This window comes from Arthrobacter sp. YAF17 (assembly GCF_052113365.1).
Taxonomy (GTDB): Bacteria; Actinomycetota; Actinomycetes; order Actinomycetales; family Micrococcaceae; genus Arthrobacter.
In genome coordinates this window covers 34550-50872 of the sequence record NZ_JBFRDB010000003.1, presented here as the reverse complement: position 1 = coordinate 50872, position 16323 = coordinate 34550, and the positions used below count along the sequence as shown (strand labels likewise).

At 68.2% G+C, this 16323-nt stretch carries 16 protein-coding genes; 7 read left to right on the top strand and 9 right to left on the bottom strand.

The window, feature by feature from the left end:
• Window positions 1-7 precede the first annotated feature (7 nt).
• The gene (locus tag AB4Y67_RS04260) at window positions 8-937 is read left to right on the top strand and encodes a DMT family transporter (RefSeq protein WP_441404546.1); all 930 of its coding nucleotides are present in this window, start codon (window positions 8-10) and stop codon (window positions 935-937) included.
• Here AB4Y67_RS04260 and AB4Y67_RS04255 read toward each other — a convergent pair.
• Window positions 927-1679 (bottom strand): helix-turn-helix domain-containing protein, encoded by a 753-nt coding sequence (locus AB4Y67_RS04255; protein WP_441404545.1) that lies wholly within the window; start codon window positions 1677-1679, stop codon window positions 927-929. The two genes, AB4Y67_RS04260 and AB4Y67_RS04255, sit on opposite strands and share 11 nt — an antisense overlap.
• Before the next feature lie 89 nt (window positions 1680-1768).
• On the opposite strand from AB4Y67_RS04255, the gene AB4Y67_RS04250 reads away from it, so the two are divergent.
• Window positions 1769-2182: a hypothetical protein gene (locus tag AB4Y67_RS04250; protein WP_441404544.1), complete on the top strand. Its 414-nt coding sequence runs from the start codon at window positions 1769-1771 to the stop codon at window positions 2180-2182.
• Window positions 2183-2232: 50 nt separating this feature from the next.
• Here the strand turns inward: AB4Y67_RS04250 and AB4Y67_RS04245 are convergent, their stop codons facing one another.
• The gene (locus tag AB4Y67_RS04245) at window positions 2233-2943 is read right to left on the bottom strand and encodes a hypothetical protein (protein ID WP_441404543.1); all 711 of its coding nucleotides are present in this window, start codon (window positions 2941-2943) and stop codon (window positions 2233-2235) included.
• A 108-nt stretch (window positions 2944-3051) separates the two neighbouring features.
• Window positions 3052-3954 (bottom strand): diacylglycerol/lipid kinase family protein, encoded by a 903-nt coding sequence (locus AB4Y67_RS04240; RefSeq protein WP_441404542.1) that lies wholly within the window; start codon window positions 3952-3954, stop codon window positions 3052-3054.
• 125 nt (window positions 3955-4079) lie between these two features.
• Here AB4Y67_RS04240 and AB4Y67_RS04235 point away from each other — a divergent pair, with 125 nt between their 5' ends.
• The 4 genes from AB4Y67_RS04235 to AB4Y67_RS04220 all read left to right on the top strand — a co-directional run bounded on the left by AB4Y67_RS04235 (window position 4080) and on the right by AB4Y67_RS04220 (window position 7253).
• Entirely contained in the window at window positions 4080-5036 is a 957-nt protein-coding gene (locus AB4Y67_RS04235) for a J domain-containing protein (RefSeq protein ID WP_441404541.1), read from the top strand.
• Window positions 5037-5057: 21 nt separating this feature from the next.
• Window positions 5058-5525 carry a tRNA (cytidine(34)-2'-O)-methyltransferase gene (locus AB4Y67_RS04230; RefSeq protein ID WP_441404540.1) on the top strand — a complete coding sequence of 156 codons (468 nt, stop codon included), beginning with the start codon at window positions 5058-5060 and terminating at the stop codon, window positions 5523-5525.
• Between the two features lie 230 nt (window positions 5526-5755).
• The gene (gene sigK, locus AB4Y67_RS04225) at window positions 5756-6361 is read left to right on the top strand and encodes an ECF RNA polymerase sigma factor SigK (RefSeq protein ID WP_441404539.1); all 606 of its coding nucleotides are present in this window, start codon (window positions 5756-5758) and stop codon (window positions 6359-6361) included.
• A gap of 10 nt (window positions 6362-6371) precedes the next feature.
• Window positions 6372-7253, top strand: a complete 882-nt coding sequence (locus tag AB4Y67_RS04220; RefSeq protein WP_441404538.1) for an anti-sigma factor — start codon at window positions 6372-6374, stop codon at window positions 7251-7253.
• A gap of 129 nt (window positions 7254-7382) precedes the next feature.
• Here AB4Y67_RS04220 and AB4Y67_RS04215 read toward each other — a convergent pair whose 3' ends face one another.
• From AB4Y67_RS04215 to AB4Y67_RS04190, 6 genes are all read right to left on the bottom strand, one after another.
• On the bottom strand, window positions 7383-8777 hold the full coding sequence (locus tag AB4Y67_RS04215) for a GntT/GntP/DsdX family permease (RefSeq protein ID WP_441404701.1): 1395 nt from the start codon (window positions 8775-8777) through the stop codon (window positions 7383-7385).
• 55 nt (window positions 8778-8832) lie between these two features.
• Window positions 8833-9363 (bottom strand): gluconokinase, encoded by a 531-nt coding sequence (locus AB4Y67_RS04210; RefSeq protein WP_441404537.1) that lies wholly within the window; start codon window positions 9361-9363, stop codon window positions 8833-8835.
• Window positions 9364-9437: 74 nt separating this feature from the next.
• The gene (locus tag AB4Y67_RS04205; protein WP_441404536.1) at window positions 9438-10217 is read right to left on the bottom strand and encodes a PIG-L deacetylase family protein; all 780 of its coding nucleotides are present in this window, start codon (window positions 10215-10217) and stop codon (window positions 9438-9440) included.
• Window positions 10218-10221: 4 nt separating this feature from the next.
• Complete coding sequence (locus AB4Y67_RS04200; RefSeq protein ID WP_441404535.1) at window positions 10222-11175, bottom strand: electron transfer flavoprotein subunit alpha/FixB family protein; 954 nt, start codon at window positions 11173-11175, stop codon at window positions 10222-10224.
• A 14-nt stretch (window positions 11176-11189) separates the two neighbouring features.
• A complete protein-coding gene (locus tag AB4Y67_RS04195; protein WP_441404700.1) occupies window positions 11190-11990 on the bottom strand; it encodes an electron transfer flavoprotein subunit beta/FixA family protein in 801 nt (266 codons plus the stop codon).
• A gap of 258 nt (window positions 11991-12248) precedes the next feature.
• Complete coding sequence (locus AB4Y67_RS04190; RefSeq protein WP_441404534.1) at window positions 12249-13913, bottom strand: trypsin-like peptidase domain-containing protein; 1665 nt, start codon at window positions 13911-13913, stop codon at window positions 12249-12251.
• Window positions 13914-14221: 308 nt separating this feature from the next.
• Between AB4Y67_RS04190 and AB4Y67_RS04185 the strand changes: the two genes are divergently transcribed.
• Window positions 14222-16267: a TPM domain-containing protein gene (locus tag AB4Y67_RS04185; protein ID WP_441404533.1), complete on the top strand. Its 2046-nt coding sequence runs from the start codon at window positions 14222-14224 to the stop codon at window positions 16265-16267.
• Window positions 16268-16323 lie beyond the last annotated feature (56 nt).

Genomic DNA, 16323 nt, shown 5'->3' with positions numbered 1-16323 from the left:
TCGAGCGGTGAAAGCGTCCCTGTACCTCGTCCTGGCCACCCTCTTCTGGTCCGGGAACTTTATTGTTGCCCAGGCCGCCGTCGCCTCAATGACACCCATGGACCTGACGTTCTGGCGCTGGGCACTGGCCGCCGTGCCGCTGCTGCTGCTGGCCCACTTCGTGGAGAAGCCGGACTGGCGCGCGGTGTTGCGCCGCTGGCCGGTGCTGCTGCTTCTGAGTGTGCTGGGCATGAGCGGCTACACGCTCCTGCTGTATGGGGCCCTCGGCCACACGTCCGCGATGAACGCTTCGCTGATCACCGCGGCCAACCCGGCCCTGATCGTTGTACTGGCGATGGTCCTGACCGGTGAGAGGACCACCCGCCTGGGCTGGCTGGGCATCTGCCTTGGTCTGCTGGGCGTCCTGCTGGTGCTGACCCGGGGCGAGCTGCAGCGCGTGATCAGCCTGTCCCTGAACATTGGTGAACTCCTGATGATCGGCGCGATCTTCGTGTGGGGTTGCTACACGATCATCGCGCGCAGGCTGGGACTTCCCGCCATCGCGGCCACCGCCGTGCAGGTGGCGATAGCGGCCGTGACGCTGGCACCTGTTGCCCTCGCCACGAATGTGAGGCTCCCGGAAACTCCGGCCGAGGCATGGTCGCTGGCGTACATCGTGGTCTTCCCGTCCCTGGGCGCCTACCTCCTGTGGAACCTTGCCCTGAAGACCACCCCGTCCGGCACCGCCGGGAACTACCTCAACCTCATCGTGGTCTTTACAGCGGTCATCACCGTGGCAATGGGGACACCGCTCACCCTGGTCCAGATCGCGGGCGGCGTGCTGGTGATCGCCGGGGTGCTGCTGACCGGGCTGAGAGGGCAGACCAAACCTCCGGCGATTGCCGCGCCGGGCCCTGCTTCCTGCACCGCTTCGAACGCCCAGGCCCCTAAGGCCTGATCCGGGCACAGCACTGTGCCGGCAGCGCGGCGCCTTGCGCGCGAAGCTCGTCGATGGCGAGGGCCTGCACGCGGTCCGCGTCGATGCCGCAGCCGGCAGCGGCGCCGCCCAGGAACGCGCCGTTCATGGCGCAGACCACCTCAGTGTGTCCTTCGGCGATCCGGTGGAAGGGACAGTTGAGCAGCACCAGGCCGCCTTCGCCGTCCTCCTCGGGGCGGTAGCCCTCCGCGGCGAGGAACCCGGCAAAGTCGGCTCCCCCGACTCCCCCGACTCCCCCGGCTCCCGCCCGGTCATCCGTTTGCCCGGCCGGGCCCGCCTTGGCCCGGGCTGCCGCCAGCCCCCGCGCGTGGGCTGTCCGCACCAGCGCCTCGCGGGCGGAACCGCCGCGGGCGGTTGATTCCTCGATGGCTGAGACCAGCAGCTCGGCGGCCAGGTCATAGTTCCGGTCCGGCACGGACGCTGCGACCTCCCGGACGGCGGCGAGGTAGAGCTTGGCCGGGCGGCCGGACCCCGGCCCGCCCCTGCCGCCCAGCTTCCGGAATTCCACGGTCAGGAGCCCGTCCTGCACCAGCCGGTCCAGCTGGAAGGACGCCGTGCTCCGGGGCAGACCGAGGGCACCGGCGGCGTCGTCGCGGCTGACGGCACGCCCGGCCGACGCGACGTAGTCGAACAGCTTCCGGCGGCTCTCGTCCCCCAGGGAGGCGACGGCCGCAATCCTGCGGTTCCACGGGGCTCGGATCATGGAATCAGCCTAACTCTAAAAACAAGATTCATTGCTTAACTACTGGTTCCATTCTAAAATCAAACTATCCATTTTTAGAAGGAGTCATGATGAAATCCTCTGCATCCCTTGCCTCGCCCGCCAGGCCCCTTGCCTCGGCTCCCGAGCGCCAGGCCTTCCTGCTGCTGCGGACGGTCTTTACGGTCGCCCCGGTGCTGTTCGGCCTCGACAAGTTCATCAACCTGCTCACCGACTGGACCATGTATTTGGCGCCTGTGGTCACAGACGTTGTGCCGCTGCCGGCGCAGACCATCATGTACGTCGTCGGCGTGGTGGAGATCGCCGCCGGCCTGGCGGTGGCACTGAAGCCGCGGTTCGGTTCGCTGCTCGTGGCGGTCTGGCTCCTCGGAATCATCGTCAACCTCATCATCCTGGGCAATTTTTATGACGTGGCCCTGCGCGACTTCGGCCTGCTGGTCGGGGCGCTGGCCCTGAACCGGCTCTCGCAGCCCAGGCAGGGGTGAACGGTTCCCGGCTGACTTATGCCGAAGGCGGTCTCAGTCGGACGGAGGTCTCAGTCGGACGGAGGTACGACGGCGATCCGCGCCTCGGCCTCGGACCGTGCCGCAGCAAGGGTTCCGGCGTCGGGGCAGGAAACGGAGAGATACACCGAGGAGTCCGGCTTGCTGAACAGCCGGGCGTAGATCGCGGTGGCCCTGGCGCCGGACCGTTCGCCGACCTTGAACACGAGCATCTCGACCGCCGGGGCGGGCCCGCCGGGCTCGCCGCCCCAGCGCAGGGCCGCCGGTTCCAGGTAGGCCGGGAGGAAGAGGGCCTCCGTGGATGCCCTGTCGTCCCCGTCGACGGCAAGGGCTGATTGGTTGGTCCGCACCTTCGCGGAGACCACACAGCCGTCGTCTTTCACATATTCACTCGCGCCGGCCAGGTTCTCCTTGATGGGCTTCCATCCGGGCGCGTCACGCAGCCCGTCGGACAGTTGGATGGGCGCCCCGGCGGCCAGGTTCCCGCCGGCGGTGAAGGGCATGTCCTTCGCTGCGACGGCGGCCGCGTCGTGGCCGGGCGTGATGGTGGGGGTGGCGAGGGTCGGGGCCGCCGGTGCCGTCTTGGGGGCGGAGGGGTCCGGGATGCCGACGCTGCAGCCCGCAAGCGCCGCCGCCGCGGCGCCCGCCAAGAATGCACGGCTCGCGCGGCGGGCCAGGCGGGAACCGCCGCCAGTGCGAGTGACGGCCGTTGCCGCGGCCCCGGATTCCAGCCTGTTTTCCATGCCCCCGCCCCAATGTCGCCATGCCCGTTCGCTTTTCCGTCCGGGCCTCCGCACGATTCTAGACTCCCGCCACGACGGGGCCCGTTCCCTGTGCCCCGCGGCGACGGGCTACGCCAGGACGCGAACCGCCCCGGGAACCACCTCGATGGTGAGGGGCAAGGGACCGATCCGTTCCCCGTCGGCGTAGGCCACCACGTTGTCCGCCGACAGCGCGACCTTGCGGACCCGTCGGATGTGGACTGCCGGATGGCCGAGGTGGCCGCCGGAAAAGACCTTTGGAAAGACCTTCAGCAGGCCTGTCCGGGAGAGCCGGCTGACAATGAACAGGTCCAGGAAGCCGTCGTCGAGCACGGCGTCGGGCGTGATCTTCATACCGCCGCCGATCGACTGGCCGTTGGCGACGGAAATGAGCATCGCGCCCTGCTGCCAGGTCGCGCCGTCGGCCGTCACGGTGTAGTCGATGGCCCCGAACGAGGCGAGTTCGCGGAGCATGGCCAAGTGGTAGCGCGCCTTGCCGCGGGGCCACCGCCAGGCGTTGGCCCGTTCGTTGACGGCCGCGTCGAACCCGGCGGACACCACCCCGGCGAACCACCGGGATGCCCCTCCGGAAGAGGCACGTCCGGCGTCGATCAGCCGCCCGCCGGAGTCCAGAGCCGCGAGCACCTTCGCGCAGGCGGCGGGGATGTCGTGGACCGGCACGCCGAGCGCCCGCGCCATATCGTTCCCCGTCCCGGTCGGGACTATCCCGAGCGGGACCGTCCCGAAGGGCATGCCCGATCCGACGAGCGCATTGACGCCGAGGTGGACCATTCCGTCACCGCCCACCACAACGAGGGCGTCCACGCCTGAGGCCAGCGCCTTGTCCACCGACGCAGCCAGCGCGGCGTAGTTGTCCTCGCAGAGGAGCAGAACGTCGGCCCCGACCGCCTCGAAATGAGCGGCCGCCTCGGTGCCGGCGTGCAGCCCGCGGCCAAAGGACGCACGCGGGTTGACGGCAAGGGCGATAAGCATGCGCTGAATTATGCCAGCCGCCGGGAACCTTCCGTGCCGGTGCGCGCGTTCTTCCCCTAGCCGGTTAAACTGGCCAGGCCGGACGTCCAGGCTGTGCTGGCACCATCGAGGCAAAGGATTCTTGCTTGACGCAGGGCAACAGCTCGCATTACCAGGTCCTCCGGATCCCCGTGACGGCGACGGACAAGGAAATCAAGGTGGCCTACCGCAAGGCCGCCCGCACCGCGCACCCGGACCACGGCGGCGACCCGGCTGCCTTCCGGCGCGTCACCCTCGCCTATGAGACGCTGATCGACGCCAAGAGCCGGGCCGACTACGACCGTTCCTACGGCAGCGGCCGCGGCGCCTTCGCATCCCCGCCTGCCGACGAGGGGGCCCACTTTGATGCCCCGGCTGCCGGCAGCCGCGCGTCAGCAAATGTCCGGCGTCCCAACACCCCCCGGAACACGGCCTCCGACGCGGCGGTCTACGTCCCGCCCTTCGAGCAGTACGCCGGGACCGGCGAGGTGCCGTTGATCCCGAAGGACCTGGCCGTACAGCAGGTCCACGGGCTGCCCCGCAAGCGGGGCATCTTCGGGGCTGAGGCAAGGATCCAGCGGGAAATGCGGACGGTGCAGCTCATCAGCCGGCAGGTCCTCCCCGCCATCCCGGCCGCCCGGCTCATCAACGGGCTGCAGTCCCCGGCGGACAACAGCCACATCGACCATGTGGTGCTCTCCGGCTACCGCATGGCGGTCATCGGCTCCATGCTGCTGCCGCCCGGCGCCTACGCCTGGAACGGCGCCGCCCTGACCCACGGCGGTCGGTCCATCGCCCCGCCCCAGCTGGCCCACGTGGTGCGCCGGATGCAGGACATCTTTCCGGAACTCAACGTCACCGGCTGGACCGTGGTCCACAGCACCGACGGAAACCTGCACGAACCGGTAATCGACCGGCACCGCCGTTCCGGCACCCACGAGACCGTCCAGGTGGTCAACGCCGCCGGGCTGGCGCGCGGCCTCAAGCAGTTCCTCAGTTCTGGCCCGGCCCCCAACACCGTCATCGTTCCCGTGCTTGCCCGGCTGCTGCGCGGGATGCACTAGCAGGCTCGCTAGGATGGGACAGTGTTCCGCATCCTCTTCCACACCCCAGAAATTCCCGGCAATACGGGCAACGCGATCCGGCTGGCCGCCATCACCGGCGCCGAGTTGCACCTCGTCGAGCCCCTGGGCTTCGATTTCTCCGACGCGAAGCTGCGGCGGGCCGGCCTCGACTACCACGACCTCGCCGTCGTGACTGTCCACCGGGACATCGACGCGGCCTGGGCGGCCCTCGCACCGGACCGCGTCTTCGCCTTCACCTCCGACGGAGAGGCGTCCTACACGGACATCAGCTACCGTCCCGGTGACGTGCTCATGTTCGGCCGGGAATCCGTGGGCCTGCCCGAGGACCTCAAACACGATCCCCATGTCACGTCCCGTGTCCGCCTGCCGATGCTGCCCTCATTGCGTTCGCTGAACCTCGCGAATGCAGCCTCGATCGCCGTCTACGAGGCCTGGCGTCAGAACGGATTCGACGGCGCCAAGCTCTAGCCTCCGCAAATTCGTCCCGCGTTACGCCCATCCGGGTCCCGCGCTGCCCCGAATCACCTATGAAGCCCAGTGAGCCAACGGGAGCCGGGGGCGGGGAAGGGAGCGAGGAGCGGCAGGTGACAACATTGCAGGTAGACAGGCGTACAGACCGTCGGTTCGCGGGCGGCCACGCCCCCCGAAGAGACCATCCTGACCCGCGATCGCCGGCAGGCACCTTATGCTTGAAGGTGATGGAAACTCCCAACGCCCCGAATCCCGAGGCCACCGCTCCCCCGGGCACTTCAGCCGATGTAAACCGGAGGCTCGGCGCATTGCTGGAACAGATTGCCCGCGGTGACCAGGCAGCCTTCGCAGAGTTCTATGAACTCACGTCCCGGCGCGTGTTCGGCATGGCCCGGCGGGTCCTGATCGACGTGGAACTCAGCGAGGACACCACCCAGGAGGTCTTCCTCCAGGTCTGGCAGAACGCCGCCAAGTTCAATCCCGAGGCGGGGAGCCCGCTCGCCTGGCTGATGACCATCTCGCACCGCAGGGCCGTGGACAAGGTCCGTTCCTCCCAGTCGTCCACCGACCGGGAAGCGAAATACGGCGCCAGCAGCCAGGACATCGACCACGATTCCGTCTCGGATGAGGTCGGCAGCCGGCTTGAGGCCGAGGCTGTGGTCCGTTGCCTGGAGACGCTGACCGATACACAACAGGAGTCCGTGCGGCTTGCCTACTACGGCGGCCTCACCTACCGGGAAGTCGCAGAGAAGCTCAATGCTGCGGTGCCCACCATCAAGTCCCGCATCCGCGACGGACTAATCCGGCTGAAGACCTGTCTGGGGGTGAGTTGAGATGACCGACATGAACGCACACAACAACGGCCGCGTCCCCGCCGGCTTTGCAGCCGAGATCGCCACTGACCTTTCCTCGGGCCGCGCGGCTGACCTCGCCGAGCTGTACGCCCTGAACGCCGTGGACGGCGCCGAGCGTGCCGCCATCGAGGAGTACCTCGCCTCGGCTCCGGCGGCCGAACGCGCCGCCTTCGACGAGCGCGTCCGGCAGGCCCGCGAGACGCTTGCCACCACCTTCACGGCCGAGGAAGAGCCGCCTTCGGGCCTGTTTGACCGGATCATGGCTTCCCTGCCCGCCCAGGACACGGCAGCTGTGGCAGGCATGCACGCGGGACAGGAGCCGACGGCGGCCCCGCCGGTCGTGGCCCGGCCCGTCCGGGAGACGACGGAGCTCTCCGTCACCGACGAACTCGGTGCCGCCCGCAAGCGCCGGGACGAACGACGCCGGCCGCAGGGCATGCGCAACTGGCTCGTCGGCATCGCTGCCGCAGCCATCATCGCCCTGGGCGGAGTCGGCGTCGGCGCCTACGTTGCGAACCAGAACGATCCGCTGAACCAGGTGCTGCAGTCCGGCGACGTGCGGCAGGCGACGGTCGACGTCACCGGCGGCGGCACGGCCACCGTGTCCGTCTCGCCGTCGAAGGACGCAATCGTCGTCAAGATGAACGACGTCCCGGCGCCTCCGCCCGGCAAGGTCTACCAGATGTGGCTGATCCCCAAGGACGGCTCCGCCCCGGTGTCCCAGGGGCTCATGGACGCGGAAGCGCTGTCCAAGCCGGCCGTCGTCAAGGGCATCAGCTCTGCGGCAGCCCTGGGCATCACGGTGGAACCGACGGGCGGCTCGGCCTCGCCGACCATGCCCACCGTGGCGGCTGCCACCCTGGGCGCGTAGCCCCGGCTACCGGCCCGCGCAGCCCACCCGGCAGCAGTGCGAACCAAAAGCCGTGCAGGCCTTGCCTCCTCTGGAGGGTCAAGGCCTGCACGGCTTTTGTTGTTGCTGAATGACGGGCCGATGACCCGGCTAGATGATCATCGAGAGGAGCATCACGAGGCCGAAGCTGACTACGGAAATCAGCGTCTCCATGACTGACCAGGTCTTGAAGGTCTGGCCGACCGTGAGCCCGAAAAGTTCCTTCACCAGCCAGAATCCGGCGTCGTTCACGTGCGAGAAGAACAGTGAGCCGGCGCCTATCGCGAGTGCCAGCAGTGCGGCGTGCGTCGGCGTGAGCGAGCTGGCCAGCGGAGCCACGATGCCGGCGGCTGTCACGGTGGCGACGGTGGCCGAGCCTGTCGCCAGGCGCAGGGCAACGGCCACAATGAAACCGAGCACGAGAACGGACATGTTGGTCCCCTCTGCCCAGGCCTTCACGGAGTCGCCCACGCCGGCGCCAATCAGCGTCTGCTTGAAGCCGCCGCCGGCGCCGACGATGAGGAGTATCCCGGCGATCGGGCCGAGGCTGGCAGCAATCTTGCTCGTGATCTTGCCTCCGTTGAGGCCCACGGCGTAGCCAAAAGTCACCATCGCCAGCAGGACCGCCAGGGTCATCGCGACGAGCGGCTGCCCGACGAAGTCAAAGAAGGTCCGGATGGCCGGCGCCGTCTTGGGGTCGGGCCAGATGATGTCCATGACCGCCTTGAGCAGCATGAGGACCACCGGGAAGAGGATGGTCAATAGCGTGACGAGGAAGCTCGGCGGGCGTTTGACGCCCTCCATGTCCGCTCCGTGCACGGTATCAACGCCGCCGGCCACGGCGGGCGCGCCCACAGGCACCCACCGGGCCGCCAGGCGGGAGAACAGAGGGCCGCAGATGATCACCGTAGGGATGGCAACGATGATGCCGAGGGCCAGGGTGGTGCCCAATTCAGCCTTAACGGCGCTGATGGCGATCAGGGGCCCCGGGTGCGGTGGCACCAGTCCGTGCAGCACGGACAGGCCGGCCAGGGCCGGGATGGCGATGCGCATCAGCGGCATTTTGGAACGCTGCGTGACCAGCACGATCACCGGCAGCAGCAGGACTAGCCCGATTTCGAAGAACATCGGCAGACCGATGATCACGGCGACGAGCGTGATGGACCAGACCAGCTTGTTTCCGGTGGCCTTGGCCAGCAGGGTGTCGACCACCCGGTTGGCGCCGCCGGAGTCAGCCAACAGCTTGCCCAACATCGCGCCGAGCGCTACCAGCAGGCCAACTTCCTTCAGGACGCCGCCTACACCGTCCTCAAAGTTGGCAATCACCTTCGCGGGTTCGACACCGGCGGCGAGGCCGACGAACCCTGACCCCAGAATTAGTGCCAGGAAGGGGTGGAACTTGAATTTGGCGATCAGAACCACGAGGAGGACGATGCCCAGGCCCGCGATGAGCAGTAATTGGGTGTTGACGCCGGTCCCGGCCTCAACGGCAGCCGGAAGTTGCATTGCTATCAGTGATTTCACAAAAAATTCCTTGGTGACGGCAGAACGCGGGAGAGGCTCAGGGCCTGGCGTCCGCGGCGTCGAGGTGGAGCCGGTCGATGATCTCCTGCGCTTCCTCCGAGGGTGCCGAGCTGACGCTCAGCGTGATGGAGTTTTCCTCAGGCGTGGGGGCTTCGAGCGCCTCGAACTGCGATTCAAGCAGGGCTGCGGGCATAAAGTGCCCGTGCCGGGTCGCCAGCCGATCCGAGATCCGGTCCCTGCTGCCGTCGAGGAAGACGAACACCACGCCTTCGCCGCGCAGGACATCCCTGTAGCGCTTCTTGAGCGCCGAGCAGGTGACGATGCCGGGGGTGCCGGTCGCGGTGTGCTGCCGGATCCATCCGGCGATGCTTTCCAGCCAGGGCCCGCGGTCCTCGTCGGTCAGGGGCTGTCCGGCGTGCATCTTCGCCACATTCGATGCGGGGTGCAGATCATCGCCCTCCGCAAAGTCCCAGCCCAGCCGGCCGGCCAGCAGGCCGGCCACGGTTGACTTTCCGGATCCCGAGACGCCCATGATGACGAGAACGGGGTGCTGCGCAGTCTTCACCATTAAAGTCTGCCTTCCTCAATAAATATGATTTAAACAGATTCCAGCTTATGGGAGAAGGGCCGCGGGGGGCAACACTAGAAGCCGGCGATCGTCCCCGCGCCGTTGACTGCCACGACGTGGAACGCCTCGGCACTGCGGCCGGCCGGGAGCCCGCCGCGCTCTGCGGTGCGGACCATCAACCCGCGGACGGTGCGGTCCATGGCCTCGATGTCGGGGTGTTGGCTGACATGGATGTGGATCGCGGCGAGTTTGGCCTCGACATGGTCTGTGACGTCGACGACGTGGTTTTCGCGTTCTTCCGGTCCGGCGAAGAGCCACAGCCACGGCAGCTTGTAGGCCTCCAGCCCGGCTTCGGCCAGCTCCGGGTACGCAAACGGGTTCTCCAGGGCCGGATACACGGCCCGGGTCACCGCCTCGCCCACGGCGAGGTGGTCAGGATGGCTCTTCTGGAGCCGGTTCCAGTTCCGTTCGGGGTGCATCGAGAGCACGACGTCGGGCCGGAGCTGCCGGATCAGGCGCACCACTTCACGGATCACGTCGTGCGAGGGTTCGAGGTAGCCGTCGCGCTCGTGCAGGTAGTGGATGTCGGTCACCCCGACGAGGGCCGCGGCGCGGCGCTGCTCCTCGTTCCGCAGCCGGACGATCTCGTCACGCTGCGCGGGGTCGAAGCCGCCGGCGTCGCCGTCGGTCATGATGCAATAGCTGACCTCGACGCCGGCGGCGGTCCAGGCGGCGATCGTGCCGGCGGCGCCGAAGTCTACGTCGTCCGGGTGCGCAGTGAAACAAAGCACCCGCCCGATCCGCTGGTGCTCCGGATCGAACGGGCTTTGCGCCTGTGTGGCGAAGGTGTTCAAGGATTCAGCCCCTGCGCTTCTTGATTTCTTCGGTGGCCTGCGGCAGGACCTGGAAGAGGTCCCCCACGATGCCGAAGTCGGCGATCTCAAAGACCGGTGACTCGGCATCCTTGTTGACGGCGACGATCACCTTGGCGGTCTGCATGCCGGCTTTCTGCTGGATGGCCCCCGAGATGCCTGCGGAGATGTACAGCTGGGGCGATACCGTCTTGCCGGTCTGGCCGATCTGGGCGTCGTGGCCGATCCATCCGGCGTCCGTTGCGGCGCGCGAGGCGCCGATGGCCGCACCGAGGGCGTCGGCCAGGTCCTCGACGGGCCCGAAGTTGCCGTCCACGCCGCGGCCGCCGGCCACCACGATCCGGGCCTCGGCGAGGTCGGGGCGGCCGCTGACGGCCTTCTCGGTGCGGGAGGTGATCCGTGCCGAAGCCGCGGCGGCAGTCGCCGGCACCTCGACGGTGACGGTTGCCGGCGCGGTGCCGGTGACGGCGGGCTCCGGAGTGACGCTGTTGGATTTGACGGTCAGGACCGCGACCGGAGTCGTGGCCTTCGCCGTGGTGGTGTAGGAACCGGCCAGCACGGATTTGTGCGCCGTTCCGTCCGTGTCCACGGCAACGACGTCGGTGATGACGCCGGCGCCGAGCTTGATGCCCAGCCGCGCGGCGATCTCCTTGGCCTCGGCCGAGTTCTCGGTCAGGACGATCGTGGCATCCGCGGTCAGCACCGCGGCGGCAAGATAGGAAGCCTTGGGACCCACGAGGTAGTCGTCGAGGTCCGCCGAGGAGGGCCGGTACAGCGCTTGGACGCCGTACGCGGCCAGGGTGGATGCGACGTCGTCGTGCAGGTCGCCGTTGAACGCGACCGCAGGCTCACCCAGGGAACGGGCAATGGTGAGTAGCTCCAGGCTGGCCTTCTTCAGGGCCTGGCCGGGGGTGTCAATGAATACCAGTACTTTTGCCATGTCTGAGAATCCCCTTAGAGCAGCTTCTGGGCGGCCAGGAAGTCAACCAGCTTGATGCCGGCGTCGCCCTCGTCGGTGATGATGGTGCCCGCGGTGCGCGCCGGGCGCGCCTCTGCGGAGTCGACGGCGGTCCAGGAGCCGGACCACCCGACCTGCGCGGGGTCGACGCCGATATCGGCCAGTGCCAGCGTGGTGATGGTTTTCTTCTTCGCCGCCATGATGCCCTTGAAGTTCGGGTACCGGGGGTCGTTGATCTGGTCTGTGACCGAGACGAGGGCCGGCAGCGTCGCCTCGACGGTATCGGCGTGCGTGTCGCCGTCGCGGCGGGCGGTGAGCCGGGCGCCGTCGAGCTCCAGCGAAGACGCGAACGTGACCTGCGGCAGGTCCAGGCGCTCGGCGAGCTGGGCCGGCACCAGGGAGGTCTCGCCGTCGGTGGAGGCCATGCCGGTGATGATGAGGTCGGCGGGGGTGTCCGCGCCGAGGTGGCGGATGGCTGCGGCCAGGGCCAGGGACGTGGCCGCGGCGTCGGATCCGGCCAGTGCCTCGTCGGTGAGGTGGACGCCTTCGCTGGCGCCAATCTGCAGGGACTTCTTCACGGCGTTGACCGCGCCGGCGGGACCCATGCTCAGGGCGATGACTTTGTTGCCTGCGGCCTCCCCGCCGCGGGCCTCGATCAGCTGGAGTGCAGCCTCGAGGGCGTACTCGTCCAGTTCGGAGAGGATGCTCTCGGAGCGGTCCGTCGTGTTGCCCCCGCCGGTGAGGTGCCGGTCGAACTGAGTGTCAGGGACGTGCTTGACCAGCACGATGATCTTCAAGGTCTCTTCCACTGTGTTTACAGCAGCCTTCCATGCGGGTGGACAGCCAGCCGGGAGGGGTCGTGGCCACGGAGTTCCGGGTGTGCCGGGTTTCTCCTAGCTAACCATATCGGGGGCGGCCGGCGCGGCTTGGGTTAACGCCTGTGTCAGCGCACACCGGGGCACGGCATAACGCAGTACGCCGAAGGCCGGACCGCTCCTTTTGGAGCGGCCCGGCCTTCGGATTTGTGCGCTGTGCGCTGCTGCTACTGATGCCCGTTACTGTTCGGCGGCAGTGCCGAGGGTCACATCAAGCTGCTGCTCCTTGCCGCCGCGGAGGACCGTGACCTTTACCGTGGCTCCGGCGGGCTGCTCCCGCACGGCTGCCGTCAGCTGGTTCGGGTCGCTGATGGTGAGGTCCTGGAACTTCGTCACCACATCTCCGACCTTGACGCCTGCCTTCTCTGCGGCGGAGCCGGGCTCGACCGTGGCGACCTCTGCCCCGACGGAGAACCCGGAACCCGAGGAACTCGCGGTCTTCTGCTTCACGCTCACGCCGAACTGGCCGTGGGTGGCCTTGCCGGTGCTGATGATCTCCTGGGCGACGCGTTTGGCGTGGTTGATCGGGATGCTGAAGCCGACGCCGATGTTGCCGCTGCTTGAAGAGTCGCCGCCGGCCGAGGCGATGGCGACGTTCACGCCGATGATCTCGCCCTTGGTGTTGACGAGGGCGCCGCCGGAGTTGCCGGGGTTGATGGCAGCGTCCGTCTGGATCACGTTGATGGAGATGCTTCCCTGGTTGGCGGTGCTCTGGCCCTGCCCGCCGTCCGGCGGTGCGAACTGGAAGCCCTGGCCGCCGCCGCCCTGGGAGTTGTCCTCGCCTTGCTTGGGAGCGGCCGAGGAGGCAACGCTGATGGTGCGGTTCAGGGTCGACACGATGCCGTCCGTGACGGTCCCGGTGAGGCCGAGGGGCGAGCCGATGGCGACGGCGGTGTCACCGACGTTCAGCTTGCCGGAATCGCCTAGGACTGCCGGGACGAGCCCGGAGCCGTTCTGGATCTTGACTACCGCGAGGTCCGACAGCGGATCCGTGCCGACGATCTCGGCGCTGTAGACCTTGCCGTCACTCATGCGGACTTCGATTGCGGCGTTGGCCGCCGTGCCGTCGAGGGTGACGACGTGGGTGTTGGTAAGGACGTGGCCTTCACCGTCAAGGATGATGCCGGAGCCGGTGCCGCCCTCGCTGCCGTTCGTTGCCTTGATGGTCACGACGCTGGGCGTGGCCTTCAGGGCAGCGGCGGTGATGGCGTTCACGTCTTCCCTGTTGTTCACGATGACGGGGCCGGCCTGGCTGCTGTTGCTGGACCCCGTGGACGTGACAGCCTGGTCCCCCAGCAGTTGCGTGGTCCCGGCGACGACGCCGCCGCCGACGAGGCCGGCGGCAAGAATGCTGGCGACGAGGGTGGGAACACCGAACGCGGCTTTGCGCTTCGGGGCGTGGGCCGGGTTGGAGGCGTAGGGGGAACCGGGCTGGTTGCCGCCAAAGCCTCCGTGCTGCGGCTGGCCGAAGGAACCCAGGTTGTGCTCGGCGTTCGCGTACTGGCCCTGCGGCTGCTGGGACTGTCCGAAGGCGGAGCTCCCGGCTGCCTGGCCGTAGCCGGGGGTGTGCTGCGGGTTCGGCTGGCCCTGCTGGCCCTGCTGGGCGGGGCCCTGCGGTGCACCGAACTGCTGGGTTTCCGGCGCCGGGGGCCGGCCGTAAGACGGCTGGTGCTGCGGGTAAACCGGCTGCGGGGGGTTGTCCGCGGCCCGGTCCATCCGGAGGGTCGGATTCTCGGGCGCTGAGTCCGGCGCGGGGGCAGCCTGCGGGTGCCCTGACGGCCCCTCATTCGGCGTGGCCGGCTCCCGGTTCTCTGGTGAAGCGCCCTGCGCTGGGTTCTCAGTCATAAGACTTCCTTTCATCCTCGTCTTCATTAACTATGGACGATTTCACTGAGACTAGGGCACACGTTTGCTGGGAGGTTGCTGTGCATCCGGACGGGGCCACTTCCGGTGCCTTCCCGACGGCGCCGTCGGCCGTTCAGCGCTTTTCGCTGGTGGCATATTCCCGCCGGTGGACGGTCCATTGGGTGCACCATAGAATCAAATGGAATCGCCACAGCGACCTGCGGCTTTACATCTGCGTGGGGGCGCTGCTGCATTCTGTGACGACCGGTTCGGCCCGAACTGGTCGCAGAAGTGCTGAAGGGTTGCACATGCGGTCTACCTATAAACGTTTCCTCGCCGTTCTTGGCGTCGTCGGACTGCTGGCGCTTCCTGCCGCTCCGGCCCTCGCCGAAGATCCGGTGACCCTCGACCCCGTCACGAAGGTCGTGGACTCCGCCGGAGTCCTGGGCGACCGGACGGGCGAAGTCGAACAGGCCATCAAGCAGCTCGGCACCGACCACGCGATGACCTACCACGTCGTCTACGTGAAGAAGTTCGAAAACCCCACCGACCGATATGAGTGGGCTAAAGCGGTGGCGGACAAGGCGAGCCTCGGTGCCAACGCCATGCTGTTGACGGTTGCTACGGACACCCGCCAGTACCTGTTGAGCAAGCCCGCCAACAGCAAGATCACGGACGCCCAGCGCGACACCATCGTGAAAAGTGCAGTCGACCCGAACCTCCGCGAAGGTAACTATGCGCAGGCCGCCATCGACAGCGCCGCGGCAATCGGCGACGCCGCCGGCGGCGGCAAGGGCACGGTCCCGTCCGAGGGCGGCGCGGGCAGCGCCGTGCTGGTCGGCGTCGGCGTCGTTGCAGCGGGCGGCGCAGGCGCCTACCTCTACCTCCGCAACCGGCGGAAGAAAGCCGCAGCCGGGTCGGGAGCCGGCGCCGGAGCGCAGGGCGCCGAGCTGGATCCGCTCGCCGGACTCACCGTCGAGGAATTGCGCCGCAAGAGCGGCTCACTGCTGATCGAGGCCGACGACGCCATCAAATCCAGCGAGCAGGAGCTTGGCTTCGCGCAGGCACAGTACGGCGACGCCGCCGTCGGGAACTTCACGAAGGCTTTGGAGGACGCCAAGGGCCACATGTCCGAGTCCTTCAAGCTGCAGCAGCAGCTGGATGACCACATCCCCGATACCGAGGAGCAGCAGCGGACCTGGCTCGGCGAGATCATCCGCCGTTCCGAGGCGGCCCTCGGCTCCCTCCAGGAGCAGAAGGCGGACTTCGATTCACTCCGCGAGCTCGAGAAGAACGCCCCGCAGGCCCTTGCCGCGGTCAGCGCCGGTGCCAGCGAGGCCGAAGCCAAGATCGCCAGCGCCGAGCAGTCGCTCGCCGAGCTGCGCGCCAAGTATGCCGAGAGCGCGCTTGTGCAGGTCGGCGACAACATTAACCAGGCCAAGGAACGGCTGGCCTTCGTGCAGAACGCCTCCGTCACGGCCCAGGAGAAGCTCAGCGCCGGCGAAGGCAGCCTCGCCGCCGTCGCCGTACGGGCGGCCGAAGAGAGCCTGCACCAGACGAACGTGCTGATCGGCGCAATCACCAAGGTCGCAGGCAACCTCGATGAGGCCCGCAACGGCCTTGAGTCCGCCGTCGTCGACACCTCGCAGGACCTGGCCCAGGCCAAGGCCCTCATCCAGTCCGGAGCGCACCCGGAACTTGCCGGCCCGGTCGCCGCGGTGGAGGCATCTCTGGCACGGGTCAAGGCCGACATCCAGGCCGGCAAGATCGATCCGATCGCTACTCTGGAGCGGGTCGAGACGGCACACCAGTCCCTGGATGAGGCCCTGTCCGGCATCCGCGACCAGCAGGACCAGGCCCGCCGCGCGCAGGCCTCGCTGCAGCAGAGCATCATGTCTGCGCAGGCGCAGATCAGCGCGACCTCGGACTACATCACCGCCCGCCGCGGCGGCGTGGGCACCGAAGCCCGGACCCGCCTGGCCGAGGCCCAGCGGAACCTGGACTACGCACTGTCGATCTCGCGCACCGACCCTGTCACCGCCCTGCAGTACGCCCAGCAGGCGCACGCGCTGGCGGCGCAGGCAGCGCAGCTCGCCCAGTCCGACGTCGACCACTTCGGCGGCTACGCCAACCAGGGCTACGGCCGTGGCGGGATGTTCGGCGGCGGAGGTGGTGGCGGCCTGGGTGGCGCCATACTGGGCGGCATCCTGATCAACTCCATCCTGCATGGCGGCGGTGGTGGCGGCGGCGGCGGCGGCTGGGGCGGCGGCGGCGATTCCGGCGGCGGCTGGGGCGGCGGCGGTGACGCCGGYGGCGGCTGGGGCGGAGACTTCGGCGGCGGGGGCGACTTCTAGCAAGCCGCCACCGGCCGCGCACGCGGCAGACACAGACTAGGCGCCAGGGGAACGCT

Bases quoted from the DNA above. Each gene is read 5' to 3' on its own strand.
- AB4Y67_RS04255 (WP_441404545.1), bottom strand. From the start codon at position 1,679: ATGATCCGAGCCCCGTGGAACCGCAGGATTGCGGCCGTCGCCTCCCTG.
- AB4Y67_RS04200 (WP_441404535.1), bottom strand. From the start codon at position 11,175: ATGGCAAAAGTACTGGTATTCATTGACACCCCCGGCCAGGCCCTGAAG.
- AB4Y67_RS04250 (WP_441404544.1), top strand. From the start codon at position 1,769: ATGAAATCCTCTGCATCCCTTGCCTCGCCCGCCAGGCCCCTTGCCTCG.
- AB4Y67_RS04245 (WP_441404543.1), bottom strand. From the start codon at position 2,943: ATGGAAAACAGGCTGGAATCCGGGGCCGCGGCAACGGCCGTCACTCGC.
- AB4Y67_RS04190 (WP_441404534.1), bottom strand. From the start codon at position 13,913: ATGACTGAGAACCCAGCGCAGGGCGCTTCACCAGAGAACCGGGAGCCG.
- AB4Y67_RS04215 (WP_441404701.1), bottom strand. From the start codon at position 8,777: ATGCAACTTCCGGCTGCCGTTGAGGCCGGGACCGGCGTCAACACCCAA.
- sigK (WP_441404539.1), top strand. From the start codon at position 5,756: ATGGAAACTCCCAACGCCCCGAATCCCGAGGCCACCGCTCCCCCGGGC.
- AB4Y67_RS04210 (WP_441404537.1), bottom strand. From the start codon at position 9,363: ATGGTGAAGACTGCGCAGCACCCCGTTCTCGTCATCATGGGCGTCTCG.
- AB4Y67_RS04240 (WP_441404542.1), bottom strand. From the start codon at position 3,954: ATGCTTATCGCCCTTGCCGTCAACCCGCGTGCGTCCTTTGGCCGCGGG.
- AB4Y67_RS04220 (WP_441404538.1), top strand. From the start codon at position 6,372: ATGAACGCACACAACAACGGCCGCGTCCCCGCCGGCTTTGCAGCCGAG.